Genomic DNA, 13,906 nt, shown 5'->3' on the forward strand with positions numbered 1-13,906 from the left:
TTGTGGGTGGCTATGTTGCCCATGAATATTTGAAGTAATGGCGTTCGACGCTGCAGGTTAGAGAATGAATACACAACAACTGGCGAAACTGCGTTCTATCGTGCCCGAGATGCGTCGCGTCCGGCACATTCACTTTGTTGGCATCGGCGGCGCCGGTATGGGCGGTATTGCCGAAGTTTTAGCTAACGAAGGTTACCAGATTAGCGGGTCTGATCTGGCTCCGAACCCGGTCACTCAACAGTTGTCGGCGCTGGGCGCCACGATTTATTTCAACCATCGCCCGGAAAACGTGCTGGATGCGAGCGTTGTGGTGGTTTCGACCGCAATCTCTATGGATAACCCGGAAATTGTTGCGGCTCATGAAGCCCGTATCCCGGTTATCCGCCGTGCTGAAATGTTGGCTGAGTTGATGCGCTTCCGTCACGGCATTGCGATTGCCGGTACGCACGGCAAAACCACTACCACGGCGATGGTTTCCAGCATCTATGCGGAAGCAGGCCTGGATCCTACTTTTGTGAACGGTGGCCTGGTGAAAGCCGCAGGAACCCACGCGCGTTTAGGTAACAGCCGTTACCTGATTGCTGAAGCAGATGAGAGTGATGCGTCATTCCTCCACCTGCAACCGATGGTTTCTGTGGTGACGAATATTGAAGCTGACCACATGGATACCTACCAGGGCGACTTCGAAAATTTAAAGCAGACGTTTATTAACTTCCTGCACAACTTACCGTTTTATGGTCTGGCGGTAATGTGTGTCGATGACCCGGTTATCCGCGAATTGTTGCCGCGAGTAGGTCGCAAGACCACCACTTACGGTTTTAGCGAAGACGCAGACGTTCGCATTGAGAGTTATCAGCAGAAAGGGCCGCAGGGTCATTTCACGATTATGCGCCAGGATAAACCTGCTCTGCATGTCACGCTGAACGCACCAGGTCGTCACAACGCGTTAAACGCGGCTGCGGCGGTTTCTGTTGCTACAGAAGAAGGCATTGATGATGCTGATATTCTGCGTGCTCTGGAAAGCTTCCAGGGGACAGGTCGCCGCTTTGATTTCTTAGGCGAATACCCGCTTGCACCGGTCAACGGCAAAGAAGGCACCGCGATGCTAGTGGATGACTACGGTCACCATCCAACAGAAGTTGATGCCACGATCAAAGCTGCACGTGCAGGTTGGCCGGATAAAAACCTGGTCATGGTTTTCCAGCCGCACCGTTACACGCGTACCCGTGATTTGTACGACGACTTTGCTAACGTATTGTGCCAGGTAGATTCATTGCTGATGCTGGATGTTTATTCTGCGGGCGAAGCAGCGATTCCGGGTGCTGACAGCCGTTCGTTATGCCGTACCATTCGTGGGCGCGGTAAAGTCGACCCAATTCTTGTGCCAGACGCCAGCCAGATTGCTGATATTTTAGCCCCTGTTTTGACCGGGAATGACTTGATCCTGGTGCAAGGTGCGGGAAATGTTGGAAAAGTTGCCAGAAACCTGGCTGAATTCAAATTGCAGCCCCACACTAAGGAAGGAGATCAACATGGCTGATAAAGTTGCTGTCCTGCTGGGCGGAACCTCCGCCGAACGTGAGGTGTCATTGCAATCAGGTGCTGCGGTACTTGCAGGCCTTAGAGAAGCGGGCGTTGATGCGCACGAAGTTGACCCGAAAAATACACCCGTCACTGAGCTGAAAGCTCAGGGTTTCGACAAAGTATTCATTGCTTTGCATGGCCGTGGTGGGGAAGACGGGACCCTGCAAGGGTTGTTGGAGTTCCTGAAATTACCTTATACCGGTAGTGGCGTCATGGCTTCAGCCGTCACTATGGATAAATTGCGTACCAAACTGTTGTGGAAAGGTGCAGATTTACCTGTCGCTCCGTGGGTTGCGTTAACTCGCAGTGATGTTGACGCGGGCATTTCCACGACCACAGTAGAAAGCATTGCCAGCTTAGGAATGCCCGTCATCGTTAAGCCAAGCCGTGAAGGCTCAAGCGTGGGTATGTCTAAGGTTGATAACGTTGCGGCACTGCCGGCTGCGTTAGAACTGGCTTTTGAACACGACGAAGAAGTGCTGATCGAGAAATGGTTAAGCGGCCCTGAATACACGGTTGCGATCGTCGGCGAAGAAATTTTACCGTCAATTCGTATCCAACCCGCTGGAATTTTTTATGATTATGAGGCGAAGTATCTCTCTGATGAGACACAATATTTCTGCCCCGGCGGTTTAATCGAGCAGCGCGAGCAAGAATTGCAGGCATTAGTGCTGCAAGCCTGGAAGGTTTTGAGTTGCAGTGGTTGGGGGCGTGTAGACGTCATGCTGGATAGCGACGGCCAGTTTTATCTGCTGGAAGTGAATACCTCTCCAGGCATGACCAGTCACAGTCTGGTGCCAATGGCGGCACGTCAGGCGGGGATGACGTTCTCTCAACTGGTAGTACGGATTCTGGAGTTGGCAGACTGATATGTCGCAAGCAGCTCTGAATACGCGTAATCGCCAGGAAGAAGAAGAGACCAGTTCTCGTCGCAGTAACGGTGGGCGACTGGCCGGGATAATTTTCCTGAGCGCAGTCCTGTTTACGGTATTTATCGGCGGCTGGATTGTGGTCGGCTGGATGGAAGATGCACAGCGTCTGCCACTGTCTAAGTTAGTGGTTACTGGTGAACGGCATTACACCCGTAACGATGATATTCGCCAGTCAATTCTGGCACTTGGGCCACCTGGCACCTTTATGACCCAGGATGTGAATATCATCCAGCAGCAAATTGAACGCTTGCCCTGGATAAAGCAAGCGAGCGTCAGAAAGCAGTGGCCGGACGAATTGAAGATTCATCTGGTTGAATATGTGCCCATCGCGCGCTGGAATGATCAACATATGATTGATGCGCAAGGTATTTCGTTTAGTGTTCCAGCAGAACGCGCTGCAAAGCAGACTTTACCTATGTTATCTGGGCCGGAAGGCAGTGAAGGTGAAGTACTGCAAGGCTATCGCACCATGGGCGATGTGCTGGCAAAGGATAAATTTACGTTGAAAGAAGCGGCGATGACCGCTCGTCGTTCCTGGCAATTGACGCTAAACAATGGCATCAAACTTAATTTAGGCCGGGGCGATACGATGAAACGCTTGAGTCGCTTTGTGGAACTTTACCCTGTTTTGCAGCAGCAAGAGCAAGCCGACAATAAAAGGATTAGCTATGTCGACTTGCGTTATGACTCAGGCGCGGCAGTGGGTTGGCAGCCTGCTCCCGTAGAAGAACCTAATCCTAATCAGCAACAGAATCAGTCACAGGCAGAATAACAATGATCAAGGCGACGGACAGAAAACTGGTAGTAGGACTGGAGATCGGTACCGCAAAGGTTGCCGCTTTAGTAGGGGAAGTTCTGCCTGACGGTATGGTCAATATTATTGGCGTGGGCAGTTGCCCATCGCGTGGTATGGACAAAGGTGGCGTAAATGATCTTGAGTCAGTCGTGAAATGCGTTCAGCGTGCGATTGACCAGGCTGAATTGATGGCGGACTGCCAGATATCTTCGGTCTACCTTGCGCTTTCAGGTAAGCATATTAGCTGTCAAAACGAGATTGGCATGGTGCCGATTTCAGAAGAAGAAGTGACACAGGAAGACGTTGAGAACGTTGTTCACACCGCGAAGTCAGTACGCGTACGTGACGAACATCGTGTTTTGCACGTAATCCCGCAAGAATATGCAATTGACTACCAGGAAGGCATCAAAAATCCTGTAGGTTTATCAGGTGTTCGCATGCAGGCTAAAGTGCACTTGATTACCTGCCACAACGACATGGCTAAAAACATCGTCAAAGCTGTTGAACGTTGTGGTCTGAAAGTTGACCAACTGATCTTTGCAGGCCTTGCAGCAAGCTACGCGGTTTTGACCGAAGATGAGCGTGAATTAGGGGTCTGCGTAGTCGATGTCGGTGGTGGTACAATGGATATCGCGGTCTACACTGGCGGCGCACTGCGCCACACCAAAGTCATCCCTTATGCAGGGAACGTGGTGACCAGCGATATCGCTTATGCCTTCGGCACACCACCAAGTGACGCAGAAGCCATCAAAGTGCGCCATGGTTGTGCACTGGGTTCGATGGTGGGTAAAGATGAAAACGTTGAAGTGCCAAGCGTCGGTGGACGTCCACCGCGTAGCCTGCAACGCCAGACGCTCGCTGAAGTCATCGAGCCTCGTTATACCGAGCTGTTAAACCTGGTTAACGAAGAGATATTGCAATTACAAGAGCAACTTCGCCAGCAAGGTGTGAAGCACCACCTGGCGGCGGGGATTGTACTAACGGGCGGCGCTGCGCAAATTGAAGGCCTGGCAGCCTGCGCGCAACGTGTGTTCCATACGCAAGTGCGTATTGGGCAGCCGTTAAATATTACCGGCCTGACTGATTATGCCCAGGAGTCTTATTACTCCACAGCAGTCGGCTTGCTGCACTACGGGAAAGAAACACATCTCAGCGGTGAAGCAGAAGTGGAAAAACGCACCTCTGTCGGCTCATGGATTAAGCGAATCAATAGCTGGCTGAGAAAAGAGTTTTAAATTTTATAAGAGACCAGACAAAATTAGTGGTCTCAGGCGACAGGCACAAAACGGAGAGAAACTATGTTTGAACCTATGGAACTGACCAACGACGCGGTGATTAAAGTCATCGGCGTCGGTGGTGGCGGCGGTAATGCCGTTGAACACATGGTGCGTGAACGCATCGAAGGTGTTGAATTCTTTGCAGTGAATACCGACGCTCAGGCGTTACGTAAAACTGCTGTAGGCCAGACTATCCAGATTGGTAATGGTATTACCAAAGGTCTGGGTGCTGGAGCGAACCCTGAAGTGGGTCGTACCGCTGCGGAAGAAGACCGTGAAGCGTTACGTGCGGCTCTTGAAGGCGCAGACATGGTATTTATCGCCGCAGGTATGGGTGGCGGTACAGGTACAGGTGCTGCACCTGTAGTTGCAGAAGTCGCTAAAGATCTGGGTATCCTGACCGTAGCTGTCGTGACGAAGCCTTTCAACTTTGAAGGCAAGAAGCGTATGGCATTCGCGGAGCAGGGCATCGCTGAGTTGTCTAAGCATGTTGATTCCTTAATCACCATTCCTAACGACAAATTATTGAAAGTTCTGGGCCGTGGTATCTCTTTGCTTGACGCTTTCGGCGCGGCAAACGACGTACTGAAAGGCGCAGTTCAGGGTATCGCTGAACTGATTACTCGTCCGGGTCTGATGAACGTTGACTTTGCTGATGTGCGCACCGTAATGTCTGAAATGGGTTATGCCATGATGGGCTCAGGTGTGGCAAGTGGTGAAGACCGTGCAGAAGAAGCGGCAGAAATGGCGATTTCCAGCCCACTGTTGGAAGACATCGATCTGTCCGGCGCACGTGGCGTTCTGGTCAACATCACCGCTGGCTTCGACCTGCGTCTGGATGAGTTCGAAACTGTGGGTAACACCATTCGTGCGTTCGCATCTGATAACGCGACTGTGGTAATCGGTACTTCTCTGGACCCAGAGATGAACGACGAGCTGCGTGTCACTGTTGTTGCAACCGGTATTGGCATGGACAAACGTCCAGAAATTACCCTGGTGACCAACAAGCAGACTCAGCAACCCGTTATGGATCGCTACCAGCAACACGGTATGGCTCCACTGCAGCAAGAGCAGAAACCGGCTGCCAAGGTAGTTAACGACAATACGCCACAAACGACGAAAGAACCTGATTATCTGGACATTCCAGCGTTCCTGCGTAAGCAAGCTGATTAAGAATAAACCGGAAGTTGGGGATCTGCGCTCTTTGTGCTAAACTGGCCCACCGATTGTGATATACACTTCGGTTGGATAGTTAATTTGGCGAGATTATACGATGATCAAACAAAGGACTCTTAAACGTATCGTTCAGGCGACTGGTGTCGGTTTACATACCGGCAAGAAAGTCACACTGACGCTGCGCCCTGCGCCGGCAAATACCGGGGTCATCTATCGTCGCACCGACTTGAATCCTCCGGTAGATTTTCCGGCAGATGCCAAATCTGTGCGTGATACCATGCTCTGTACTTGCCTGGTGAACGAGCACGATGTGCGGATTTCTACCGTTGAGCATTTGAATGCCGCCCTTGCGGGATTAGGTATTGATAACATCGTTATCGAAGTCAATGCCCCAGAAATCCCAATTATGGACGGCAGTGCAGCGCCATTCGTCTACCTGCTGCTTGATGCCGGGATCGATGAACTAAACTGTGCGAAGAAATTTGTACGCGTTAAAGAAACAGTTCGTGTTGAAGACGGCGACAAATGGGCTGAATTCAAGCCGTATAATGGTTTCTCTTTGGATTTCACCATCGACTTTAACCATCCGGCGATTGATGCCAGTACCCAACGCTACAGCATGAACTTCTCTGCAGACGCGTTTATGCGCCAGATCAGTCGTGCTCGTACCTTCGGTTTTATGCGTGATATCGAATATCTGCAGTCTCGTGGTTTGTGCCTGGGCGGCAGCTTCGATTGTGCCATCGTTGTTGACGATTATCGCGTACTGAACGAAGACGGCCTGCGTTTTGAAGATGAATTCGTTCGTCACAAAATGCTCGATGCGATCGGTGACTTGTTCATGTGCGGCCATAACATTATCGGCGCGTTTACCGCCTATAAGTCCGGCCATGCACTGAATAACAAATTGCTTCAAGCGGTTCTGGCAAAACAAGAAGCCTGGGAATGGGCAACCTTCCAGGATGATGCTGAACTTCCGCTAGCGTTCAAAGCACCAAAAATGGTTCTGGCATAACACCAGAATTATTTATTGCGACTGGTTTCATTGGTACTCTCTCCGGCCAATGACGCCAGTCGTTCTATTATTGCCTTCAATTTCTCAGGGCTACGTTCAGCCACCATTCTTAATGCCTCAGCGCTTTGCTGGCTTAACACTCTGTTGACCCCTTCAGTTTTCCCTTTCGCTGTCTGAGTGCTGTTTTCTTGTACTGATTCTTGCCCAATTGCGGCCAGTGATGGATTAATCCTGATGTCGATTGATGTCAATGATGGTAATATTTGTGCACGTAATGCACTCAGTAGTGTGGCTTGTTCATAGCGTAAGCGCATCAGCCAACTAGCATTTGCAGTTTCAAGTACGAGAATGCCTTGTCGGAAGTTTGCTACCCGGCACCAGGGATGCAGTTGAGCGGGTAAAATCCCTTTCACAGCCCTGTTGAGCCGAAGTAAAGCAGTTGCGCGCTGTTGCACGTTTTGCAACACGCTTTCGGCACCAGCATCATCGAACAAATGATCTAAAGATTGTGGGCGGCTATCACGCATACATAATGCTCCGGCGGATAAAGTGATTGGTATTCTAAATCGTTGGCGACAGTTTGGCAGACGTTATTTCTGGCCGCATCTCTTATTGGGGATGGTCGCGGCGAGTTTTGGCATGCCTGCGCTCAGCCAAAATACCGAGCCAACTGCTCCTGCTGAAACCGCAACCAGCAGCCACGATTACCTCAACAAGGTCAGCTTCAATAGTCTGGCATTATTGCAGGAAAGTACCCGTCGGCCATCATTTAGTGTCGATTACTGGCATCAACATGCAATTCGAACAGTAATTCGCCATCTTTCTTTTGCGATGACACCTCAGGTGCTCCCTGTTGCAGAAGAAAGCTTACCGCTTCAGGCTCACAAACTCGCTTTACTGGATACGCTCAGTGCGCTTCTCACCCAGGAAAGTAAACCCCCTGTTATTGTGCGCCATACTGCACTCTGGCAATCACCTGCTGTCGAGACTTTTAGCCTCGCCATTTGGATAAGCCAGGTTCACGGTATTCGCGCCGGCCCGCTCCGCCTCAGCTAAATTTCATTTCCTTTAATTATAACGTTATTTTTAGCTCTGCCCTGACGGTAGGCGTTTGAGAATTAATTATGCTAATCAAATTATTAACAAAAGTTTTCGGTAGCCGTAACGACCGCACCCTGCGTCGTATGCGTAAAGTTGTCAATCTTATCAATAGCATGGAACCGAAAATTGAAAAACTTTCGGATGATGAACTAAAAGCAAAAACAGGCGAATTCCGCGCGCGTCTTGAGAAAGGCGAAGTGCTGGAGAATTTGATCCCAGAAGCTTTTGCTGTGGTTCGCGAAGCAAGTAAACGTGTCTTCGGTATGCGCCACTTCGACGTGCAGCTGCTGGGCGGTATGGTTCTGAACGAACGCTGCATCGCAGAGATGCGTACAGGTGAAGGTAAAACCCTGACGGCAACTCTGCCAGCATACCTGAACGCTTTAAGTGGTCGTGGTGTTCACGTTGTTACCGTGAACGACTATCTGGCCCAGCGTGATGCTGAAAACAACCGTCCGCTGTTTGAATACCTGGGCCTGAGCGTTGGCATCAACTTGCCAAACATGCCTGCACCTGCCAAGCGCGAAGCTTATGCAGCTGACATCACTTACGGCACCAACAACGAATACGGCTTTGACTACCTGCGTGACAACATGGCGTTCAGCCCTGAAGAACGTGTTCAGCGTAAACTGCACTATGCGTTGGTGGATGAGGTTGACTCAATTCTTATCGATGAAGCGCGTACGCCGCTGATTATCTCCGGTCCTGCTGAAGATAGCTCCGAGATGTACCGTAAAGTAAACAAAATCATCCCGAGCCTGATCCGTCAGGAAAAAGAAGATTCTGATACTTTCCAGGGGGAAGGCCACTTCTCCGTAGACGAAAAATCGCGTCAGGTAAACATTACCGAACGCGGTCTGGTACTGGTTGAAGAGTTGCTGGTACGCGAAGGCATTATGGAAGAAGGTGAGTCTCTGTACTCCCCAACGAACATTATGTTGATGCACCACGTGACTGCTGCACTGCGTGCGCACGTGCTGTTCGCCCGTGATGTTGATTACATCGTTAAAGATGGCGAAGTTATCATCGTTGATGAACACACCGGTCGTACCATGCAAGGCCGTCGTTGGTCTGATGGCCTGCACCAGGCTGTTGAAGCTAAAGAAGGCGTCGACATTCAGAACGAAAACCAGACGCTGGCATCCATCACCTTCCAGAACTACTTCCGCCTGTATGAAAAACTGGCCGGTATGACGGGTACTGCGGACACCGAAGCATTCGAATTTAGCTCTATCTACAAACTCGATACCATTGTTGTGCCGACTAACCGTCCAATGATCCGTAAAGACATGCCTGATCTGGTCTATATGACTGAAGCAGACAAGATTATGGCAATCATTGAAGATATTAAAGAGCGCACGATCAACGGTCAGCCTGTTCTTGTCGGTACTATTTCAATCGAGAAATCTGAAGTGGTTTCTGCTGAATTGACCAAAGCCGGTATCAAACACAACGTTCTGAACGCCAAATTCCACGCCAACGAAGCAGGTATCGTTGCTCAGGCCGGTTACCCAGCCTCTGTGACCATCGCAACCAACATGGCTGGTCGTGGTACGGATATCGTGTTGGGTGGTAGCTGGCAGGCAGAAGTTGCTGAGCTTGAAGATCCAACACCTGAGCAAATCGCGCAGATTAAAGCTGACTGGCAGATTCGCCATGACGCAGTTCTGGCATCCGGTGGCTTGCACATTATCGGTACCGAGCGTCACGAATCTCGTCGTATCGATAACCAGTTGCGTGGCCGTTCCGGCCGTCAGGGCGATGCGGGTTCATCTCGTTTCTACCTGTCTATGGAAGATTCACTGATGCGTATTTTCGCATCCGATCGTGTTTCAGGCATGATGCGCAAACTCGGTATGAAGCCGGGTGAAGCGATTGAACACCCATGGGTCACCAAGGCAATTGCTAACGCACAGCGTAAAGTAGAAAGCCGTAACTTTGATATTCGTAAACAGCTTCTGGAATATGATGATGTTGCGAACGATCAGCGTCGCGCGATCTACAGTCAGCGTAACGAATTGCTGGATGTGAGCGACGTGAGCGAAACCATCAACAGCATCCGTGAAGATGTCTTTAAAGTGACCATCGACGCACATATTCCACCGCAATCATTGGAAGAAATGTGGGATGTTGAAGGCCTGGAAGAGCGCCTGAAAAACGATTTCGACCTTGAGTTGCCAATTAAAGAGTGGCTGGATAAAGAGCCTGAACTGCACGAAGAAACTTTGCGTGAGCGTATTTTGCAAAACGCTATTGAAGTGTATAAGCGTAAAGAAGAGGTTGTTGGCATTGAAATGATGCGCCACTTCGAAAAAGGCGTGATGTTGCAGACTCTGGACTCACTATGGAAAGAGCACCTTGCTGCGATGGATTACCTGCGCCAGGGCATCCACTTGCGTGGTTATGCGCAAAAAGATCCTAAGCAAGAATACAAGCGTGAATCTTTCGCCATGTTCGCATCAATGCTTGAAGCGCTGAAATATGAAGTTATCAGCACCCTGAGCAAAGTGCAGGTTCGTATGCCTGAAGAAGTAGAGGCAATGGAACAGCAGCGTCGTGAAGAGGCTGAGCGTTTGGCACAGATGCAACAGCTGAGCCATCAGGATGCTGACACACTTGCTGCTGAAGAGTTGGCTGCGGAAACAGGTGAGCGCAAAGTGGGCCGTAACGATCCGTGCCCATGCGGTTCTGGTAAGAAATTCAAACAGTGTCATGGCCGTTTAAGCTAAGAACGCTATTGTCGATAAAGGCGCAGCTTGCTGCGCCTTTTTTCTATGGAGCAGCTGCACAAAAATGAAACAACTCGAAATCGCCGTTGGCATAATCCGCAATCAAGCTGGTGAGATTTTTATTACTCAAAGAGCCGCCGATGCTCACATGGCCAATAAGCTTGAATTTCCCGGTGGGAAGATTGAAGCCGATGAAACGCCTGAGCAGGCATTAGTTCGTGAGCTTCAGGAAGAGACTGGTATCACGGCTACCGGCTTTACTCTGTTTGATAAACTGGCTTATGAGTTCCCGGACCGGCATATCACGCTGTGGTTTTTCATGGTGGAAAGTTGGGAAGGTGAACCGTGGGGAAAAGAAGGGCAACCGGGTCAATGGATTGCGCAAAATGCGCTGGTGGCATCAGATTTTCCACCAGCCAATGAACCGGTAATCAGCAAACTAGTGATTAACAAACCACAGCAAAGTTAACGCAGTTCTTCTTCGCTCCAGTCGTCGCTTTCTGACAAATCGCCGCTGCTCGGAATTCGTTTTTCCTCAGCGGCCCATTCACCTAAGTCAATCAACTGGCAGCGTTTGCAGCAAAATGGGCGATATGGGCTGGTTTCATCCCAGATGACGACTTTACCGCAGCCCGGGCAGTTCACTTTTATAGTTTCACTCATATTCGCTCCTTAACAGCACGCCAGTTCAAAATCGAGACGTTCAGGGATGAGTCCATTTTCGCTATCCAGCGGTAAGAAGCGGATTGCAAAACGGCTCTTATGGCCAGAAACCTGCGGATAAAGCTGCGACGAAAGGTCCAGCTGTAAACGCAGCAAATCGGCGTCGTCTCCGTTATCCTGATAAAAACCATTCAGGCTGGTTTGCTTACGCAATGGTGCAGAATTGCGAATAATATCCAGTATCAAGTCCAGCGATTGTTTTAATGGCTGTAACGTCGCAACCCAGTTATTAATTTGTGCATCGCGTTGTGTTTGCGGTGAATACAACCAGATGTGCAATGTTGGCAAATCAAAACTACAGCACCCGCCCGGAATACTAAGGCGCTGGCGAACCAGGGCTATCAAACGATCTTCTCGTAATGCCTGCCCAATGCGAGGGGCTGCCATTAAAACAGTGCCGCGTTCTTTGAGCTGGCTACGCAGTGAATCTATGCGCTGCATATCGACACCCGGAACTTCCGACCAGTTCAATAACTTACGCTGCTGGCGTTCCAGTTCTTTGAGAATATCGGTACGAATTTCACCGCGTTCAAAGACATCAAGAAGGTCGCCGACATTGCGGAAAAAATGCAGTGCTTTGGCCGTTTCGTCTATCGGTAATACACTTTCGAGTTGTTGGATTAAGAACTCGATACGCAACCAAGTACGCATTTTTTCATTCAGTGGGTGCTCAAAAAGAATCTGGGTGCTCATTATTCATTTTCCTGCTGTGCGGCCTGGGCTGCCAGTTCCAGATATTGGCTGTGCAGACGGTCAACATGTGCGGCCACCTTTTCGGGGGCACCATCATTATTAATTACATCATCGGCAGCGCTTAAGCGTGCCTCGCGTGTCGCTTGTGCAGCAATAATTTGCTGTGCATGTTCACGACTGACTTTATCGCGCGCCATAGTACGTGCGATTTGCACTTCTGGCGACACATCAACGACCAAAACGCGATCGGCTTTTTGTTGCAGGTTATTCTCGACTAATAACGGAACAACCCATAGTACATAAGGAGAAAGTGCCTGATTGATTTCAGTTTGGGTGTGCTGATGAATAAGCGGGTGCAGTAAAGCATTGAGCCACTGCTTTTCCGCTGGAGAAGAAAAGATTCTTTCGCGAAGAACCCGGCGACTCAGACTGCCATCCGGAAGGAGGATCTCATCACCAAAATGGTCAGCAATAATGCTTAGAGCGGGCTGTCCTGGCGCTACGACCTGGCGCGCAATGATATCCGCGTCGACAACGGTAATACCTAATCGGGAAAAGTTATCAGCGACAGTGCTTTTTCCGCTGCCAATCCCACCCGTTAATGCCACCGTATAAACCATAAAAACCAGACCCTAAAGCGATTACACATTTCTTAGGTAAATTTTAACGATTGTAGCGTAAAAAAGACTGTTTTCGCAGTCTTGCAGCGGTATTAATAGTGCGTATGATAGCGTCACTGGAATTGGTGTCTAAATCACCAATTGCGTTCTCGCGTCCTTCGCCATTCGACCCAGGAATCTGCAACATGCGTATTGAAGAAGATTTGAAGTTAGGTTTTAAAGACGTTCTTATCCGCCCGAAACGTTCCACACTGAAAAGCCGCTCTGATGTAGAGCTTGAGCGCCAGTTCACTTTCAAACACTCCGGTATTGCATGGTCAGGTGTTCCGATCATTGCTGCTAACATGGACACCGTTGGTACATTCGGCATGGCCCAGGCATTGGCCTCGTTTGATATCCTCACCGCTGTTCATAAGCACTACTCTGTTGAAGAGTGGAGCAACTTCGTTAAGTCTGTTTCAGACGACATTCTGAAGTTCGTCATGGTTTCGACCGGTACATCAGACGCTGATTTCCAGAAAACCAAACAAATTCTTTCTCTGAACCCTGCACTGAAGTTTATCTGTATCGATGTGGCTAACGGCTACTCCGAACACTTCACTCAGTTCGTGTCTAAAGCGCGTGAAGCATGGCCGGATAAAGTTATCTGCGCAGGTAACGTTGTAACCGGCGAAATGTGCGAAGAGCTGATCTTGTCTGGTGCGGACATCGTTAAAGTCGGTATCGGTCCTGGTTCTGTATGTACCACTCGTGTCAAAACCGGCGTGGGCTACCCACAACTTTCCGCTGTTATTGAGTGTGCTGATGCCGCTCACGGTCTTGGCGGCCAGATTGTTAGCGACGGCGGCTGCACCATGCCGGGCGATGTTGCTAAAGCATTCGGTGGCGGCGCAGACTTCGTCATGCTGGGCGGCATGTTGGCCGGTCACGACGAAAGCGGTGGCACCATCGTTGAAGAGAACGGCGAGAAATTCATGCTGTTCTACGGTATGAGCTCCGAATCTGCCATGACTCGCCACGTTGGTGGTGTTGCACAGTATCGTGCAGCAGAAGGCAAAACTGTTAAGCTGCCATTGCGTGGCCCAGTTGAAAATACCGCCCGCGACATTATGGGTGGCCTGCGTTCTGCATGTACTTACGTTGGTGCTTCTCGCCTGAAAGAGCTGACCAAACGCACAACGTTCATTCGTGTGAACGAGCAAGAAAACCGCGTTTTCAATAGCCTCTAAGCGCTATAAATGGCGTGGCTTTTGCCACGCC

General features: G+C 50.0%; 14 protein-coding genes. 10 read left to right on the forward strand and 4 right to left on the reverse strand.

Annotated features, from left to right (window positions below; all coding sequences use genetic code 11):
• The first annotated feature begins 64 nt into the window (after window positions 1–64).
• The 6 genes from murC (at window position 65) to lpxC (ending at window position 6,780) form a co-directional block, all read left to right on the forward strand.
• The gene (gene murC, locus M975_RS00705) at window positions 65–1,540 is read left to right on the forward strand and encodes a UDP-N-acetylmuramate--L-alanine ligase (protein WP_064556696.1); all 1,476 of its coding nucleotides are present in this window, start codon (window positions 65–67) and stop codon (window positions 1,538–1,540) included.
• On the forward strand, window positions 1,533–2,453 hold the full coding sequence (locus M975_RS00710) for a D-alanine--D-alanine ligase (RefSeq protein WP_064556698.1): 921 nt from the start codon (window positions 1,533–1,535) through the stop codon (window positions 2,451–2,453). Before murC ends, M975_RS00710 begins: the two co-directional genes overlap by 8 nt.
• Before the next feature lies 1 nt (window position 2,454).
• A complete protein-coding gene (ftsQ, locus tag M975_RS00715; protein ID WP_064556700.1) occupies window positions 2,455–3,288 on the forward strand; it encodes a cell division protein FtsQ in 834 nt (277 codons plus the stop codon).
• A 2-nt stretch (window positions 3,289–3,290) separates the two neighbouring features.
• Window positions 3,291–4,547 carry a cell division protein FtsA gene (ftsA, locus tag M975_RS00720; protein WP_064516196.1) on the forward strand — a complete coding sequence of 419 codons (1,257 nt, stop codon included), beginning with the start codon at window positions 3,291–3,293 and terminating at the stop codon, window positions 4,545–4,547.
• A gap of 63 nt (window positions 4,548–4,610) precedes the next feature.
• Window positions 4,611–5,762, forward strand: a complete 1,152-nt coding sequence (gene ftsZ, locus M975_RS00725) for a cell division protein FtsZ (RefSeq protein ID WP_064556702.1) — start codon at window positions 4,611–4,613, stop codon at window positions 5,760–5,762.
• 100 nt (window positions 5,763–5,862) lie between these two features.
• Window positions 5,863–6,780, forward strand: coding sequence for a UDP-3-O-acyl-N-acetylglucosamine deacetylase (lpxC, locus tag M975_RS00730; protein WP_064556705.1), 918 nt, complete (start codon window positions 5,863–5,865; stop codon window positions 6,778–6,780).
• A gap of 8 nt (window positions 6,781–6,788) precedes the next feature.
• Here the strand turns inward: lpxC and M975_RS00735 are convergent, their stop codons facing one another.
• Window positions 6,789–7,307, reverse strand: a complete 519-nt coding sequence (locus tag M975_RS00735; RefSeq protein WP_064556707.1) for a DUF721 domain-containing protein — start codon at window positions 7,305–7,307, stop codon at window positions 6,789–6,791.
• 22 nt (window positions 7,308–7,329) lie between these two features.
• Here M975_RS00735 and secM point away from each other — a divergent pair, with 22 nt between their 5' ends.
• From secM to mutT, 3 genes are all read left to right on the forward strand, one after another.
• Window positions 7,330–7,836 carry a secA translation cis-regulator SecM gene (gene secM, locus M975_RS00740; protein ID WP_064556709.1) on the forward strand — a complete coding sequence of 169 codons (507 nt, stop codon included), beginning with the start codon at window positions 7,330–7,332 and terminating at the stop codon, window positions 7,834–7,836.
• Window positions 7,837–7,904: 68 nt separating this feature from the next.
• Complete coding sequence (secA, locus tag M975_RS00745) at window positions 7,905–10,610, forward strand: preprotein translocase subunit SecA (RefSeq protein WP_064556711.1); 2,706 nt, start codon at window positions 7,905–7,907, stop codon at window positions 10,608–10,610.
• 64 nt (window positions 10,611–10,674) lie between these two features.
• The gene (mutT, locus tag M975_RS00750; protein ID WP_064556712.1) at window positions 10,675–11,079 is read left to right on the forward strand and encodes an 8-oxo-dGTP diphosphatase MutT; all 405 of its coding nucleotides are present in this window, start codon (window positions 10,675–10,677) and stop codon (window positions 11,077–11,079) included.
• Here the strand turns inward: mutT and yacG are convergent.
• From yacG to coaE, 3 genes are read right to left on the reverse strand one after another with little or no spacing between them, the layout of a single operon-like run.
• Window positions 11,076–11,273: a DNA gyrase inhibitor YacG gene (gene yacG, locus M975_RS00755; RefSeq protein WP_064556714.1), complete on the reverse strand. Its 198-nt coding sequence runs from the start codon at window positions 11,271–11,273 to the stop codon at window positions 11,076–11,078. The two genes, mutT and yacG, sit on opposite strands and share 4 nt — an antisense overlap.
• 9 nt (window positions 11,274–11,282) lie before the next feature.
• Window positions 11,283–12,026 (reverse strand): cell division protein ZapD, encoded by a 744-nt coding sequence (gene zapD, locus M975_RS00760; RefSeq protein ID WP_064556716.1) that lies wholly within the window; start codon window positions 12,024–12,026, stop codon window positions 11,283–11,285.
• Entirely contained in the window at window positions 12,026–12,646 is a 621-nt protein-coding gene (gene coaE / locus M975_RS00765) for a dephospho-CoA kinase (RefSeq protein ID WP_064556718.1), read from the reverse strand. Before coaE ends, zapD begins: the two co-directional genes overlap by 1 nt.
• A gap of 185 nt (window positions 12,647–12,831) precedes the next feature.
• Here coaE and M975_RS00770 point away from each other — a divergent pair, with 185 nt between their 5' ends.
• Complete coding sequence (locus M975_RS00770; RefSeq protein WP_064556719.1) at window positions 12,832–13,875, forward strand: GMP reductase; 1,044 nt, start codon at window positions 12,832–12,834, stop codon at window positions 13,873–13,875.
• Window positions 13,876–13,906: the final 31 nt, after the last annotated feature.

The organism is Buttiauxella brennerae ATCC 51605 (genome assembly GCF_001654925.1).
Lineage (GTDB): Bacteria > Pseudomonadota > Gammaproteobacteria > Enterobacterales > Enterobacteriaceae > Buttiauxella > Buttiauxella brennerae.

Excerpts from the sequence above, each read along its gene's own strand:
- murC (WP_064556696.1), top strand. The coding sequence starts at position 65 with ATGAATACACAACAACTGGCGAAACTGCGTTCTATCGTGCCCGAGATG.
- mutT (WP_064556712.1), top strand. The coding sequence starts at position 10,675 with ATGAAACAACTCGAAATCGCCGTTGGCATAATCCGCAATCAAGCTGGT.
- yacG (WP_064556714.1), bottom strand. The coding sequence starts at position 11,273 with ATGAGTGAAACTATAAAAGTGAACTGCCCGGGCTGCGGTAAAGTCGTC.
- lpxC (WP_064556705.1), top strand. The coding sequence starts at position 5,863 with ATGATCAAACAAAGGACTCTTAAACGTATCGTTCAGGCGACTGGTGTC.
- M975_RS00735 (WP_064556707.1), bottom strand. The coding sequence starts at position 7,307 with ATGCGTGATAGCCGCCCACAATCTTTAGATCATTTGTTCGATGATGCT.
- M975_RS00710 (WP_064556698.1), top strand. The coding sequence starts at position 1,533 with ATGGCTGATAAAGTTGCTGTCCTGCTGGGCGGAACCTCCGCCGAACGT.
- ftsA (WP_064516196.1), top strand. The coding sequence starts at position 3,291 with ATGATCAAGGCGACGGACAGAAAACTGGTAGTAGGACTGGAGATCGGT.
- ftsZ (WP_064556702.1), top strand. The coding sequence starts at position 4,611 with ATGTTTGAACCTATGGAACTGACCAACGACGCGGTGATTAAAGTCATC.
- zapD (WP_064556716.1), bottom strand. The coding sequence starts at position 12,026 with ATGAGCACCCAGATTCTTTTTGAGCACCCACTGAATGAAAAAATGCGT.
- M975_RS00770 (WP_064556719.1), top strand. The coding sequence starts at position 12,832 with ATGCGTATTGAAGAAGATTTGAAGTTAGGTTTTAAAGACGTTCTTATC.
- ftsQ (WP_064556700.1), top strand. The coding sequence starts at position 2,455 with ATGTCGCAAGCAGCTCTGAATACGCGTAATCGCCAGGAAGAAGAAGAG.
- coaE (WP_064556718.1), bottom strand. The coding sequence starts at position 12,646 with ATGGTTTATACGGTGGCATTAACGGGTGGGATTGGCAGCGGAAAAAGC.
- secA (WP_064556711.1), top strand. The coding sequence starts at position 7,905 with ATGCTAATCAAATTATTAACAAAAGTTTTCGGTAGCCGTAACGACCGC.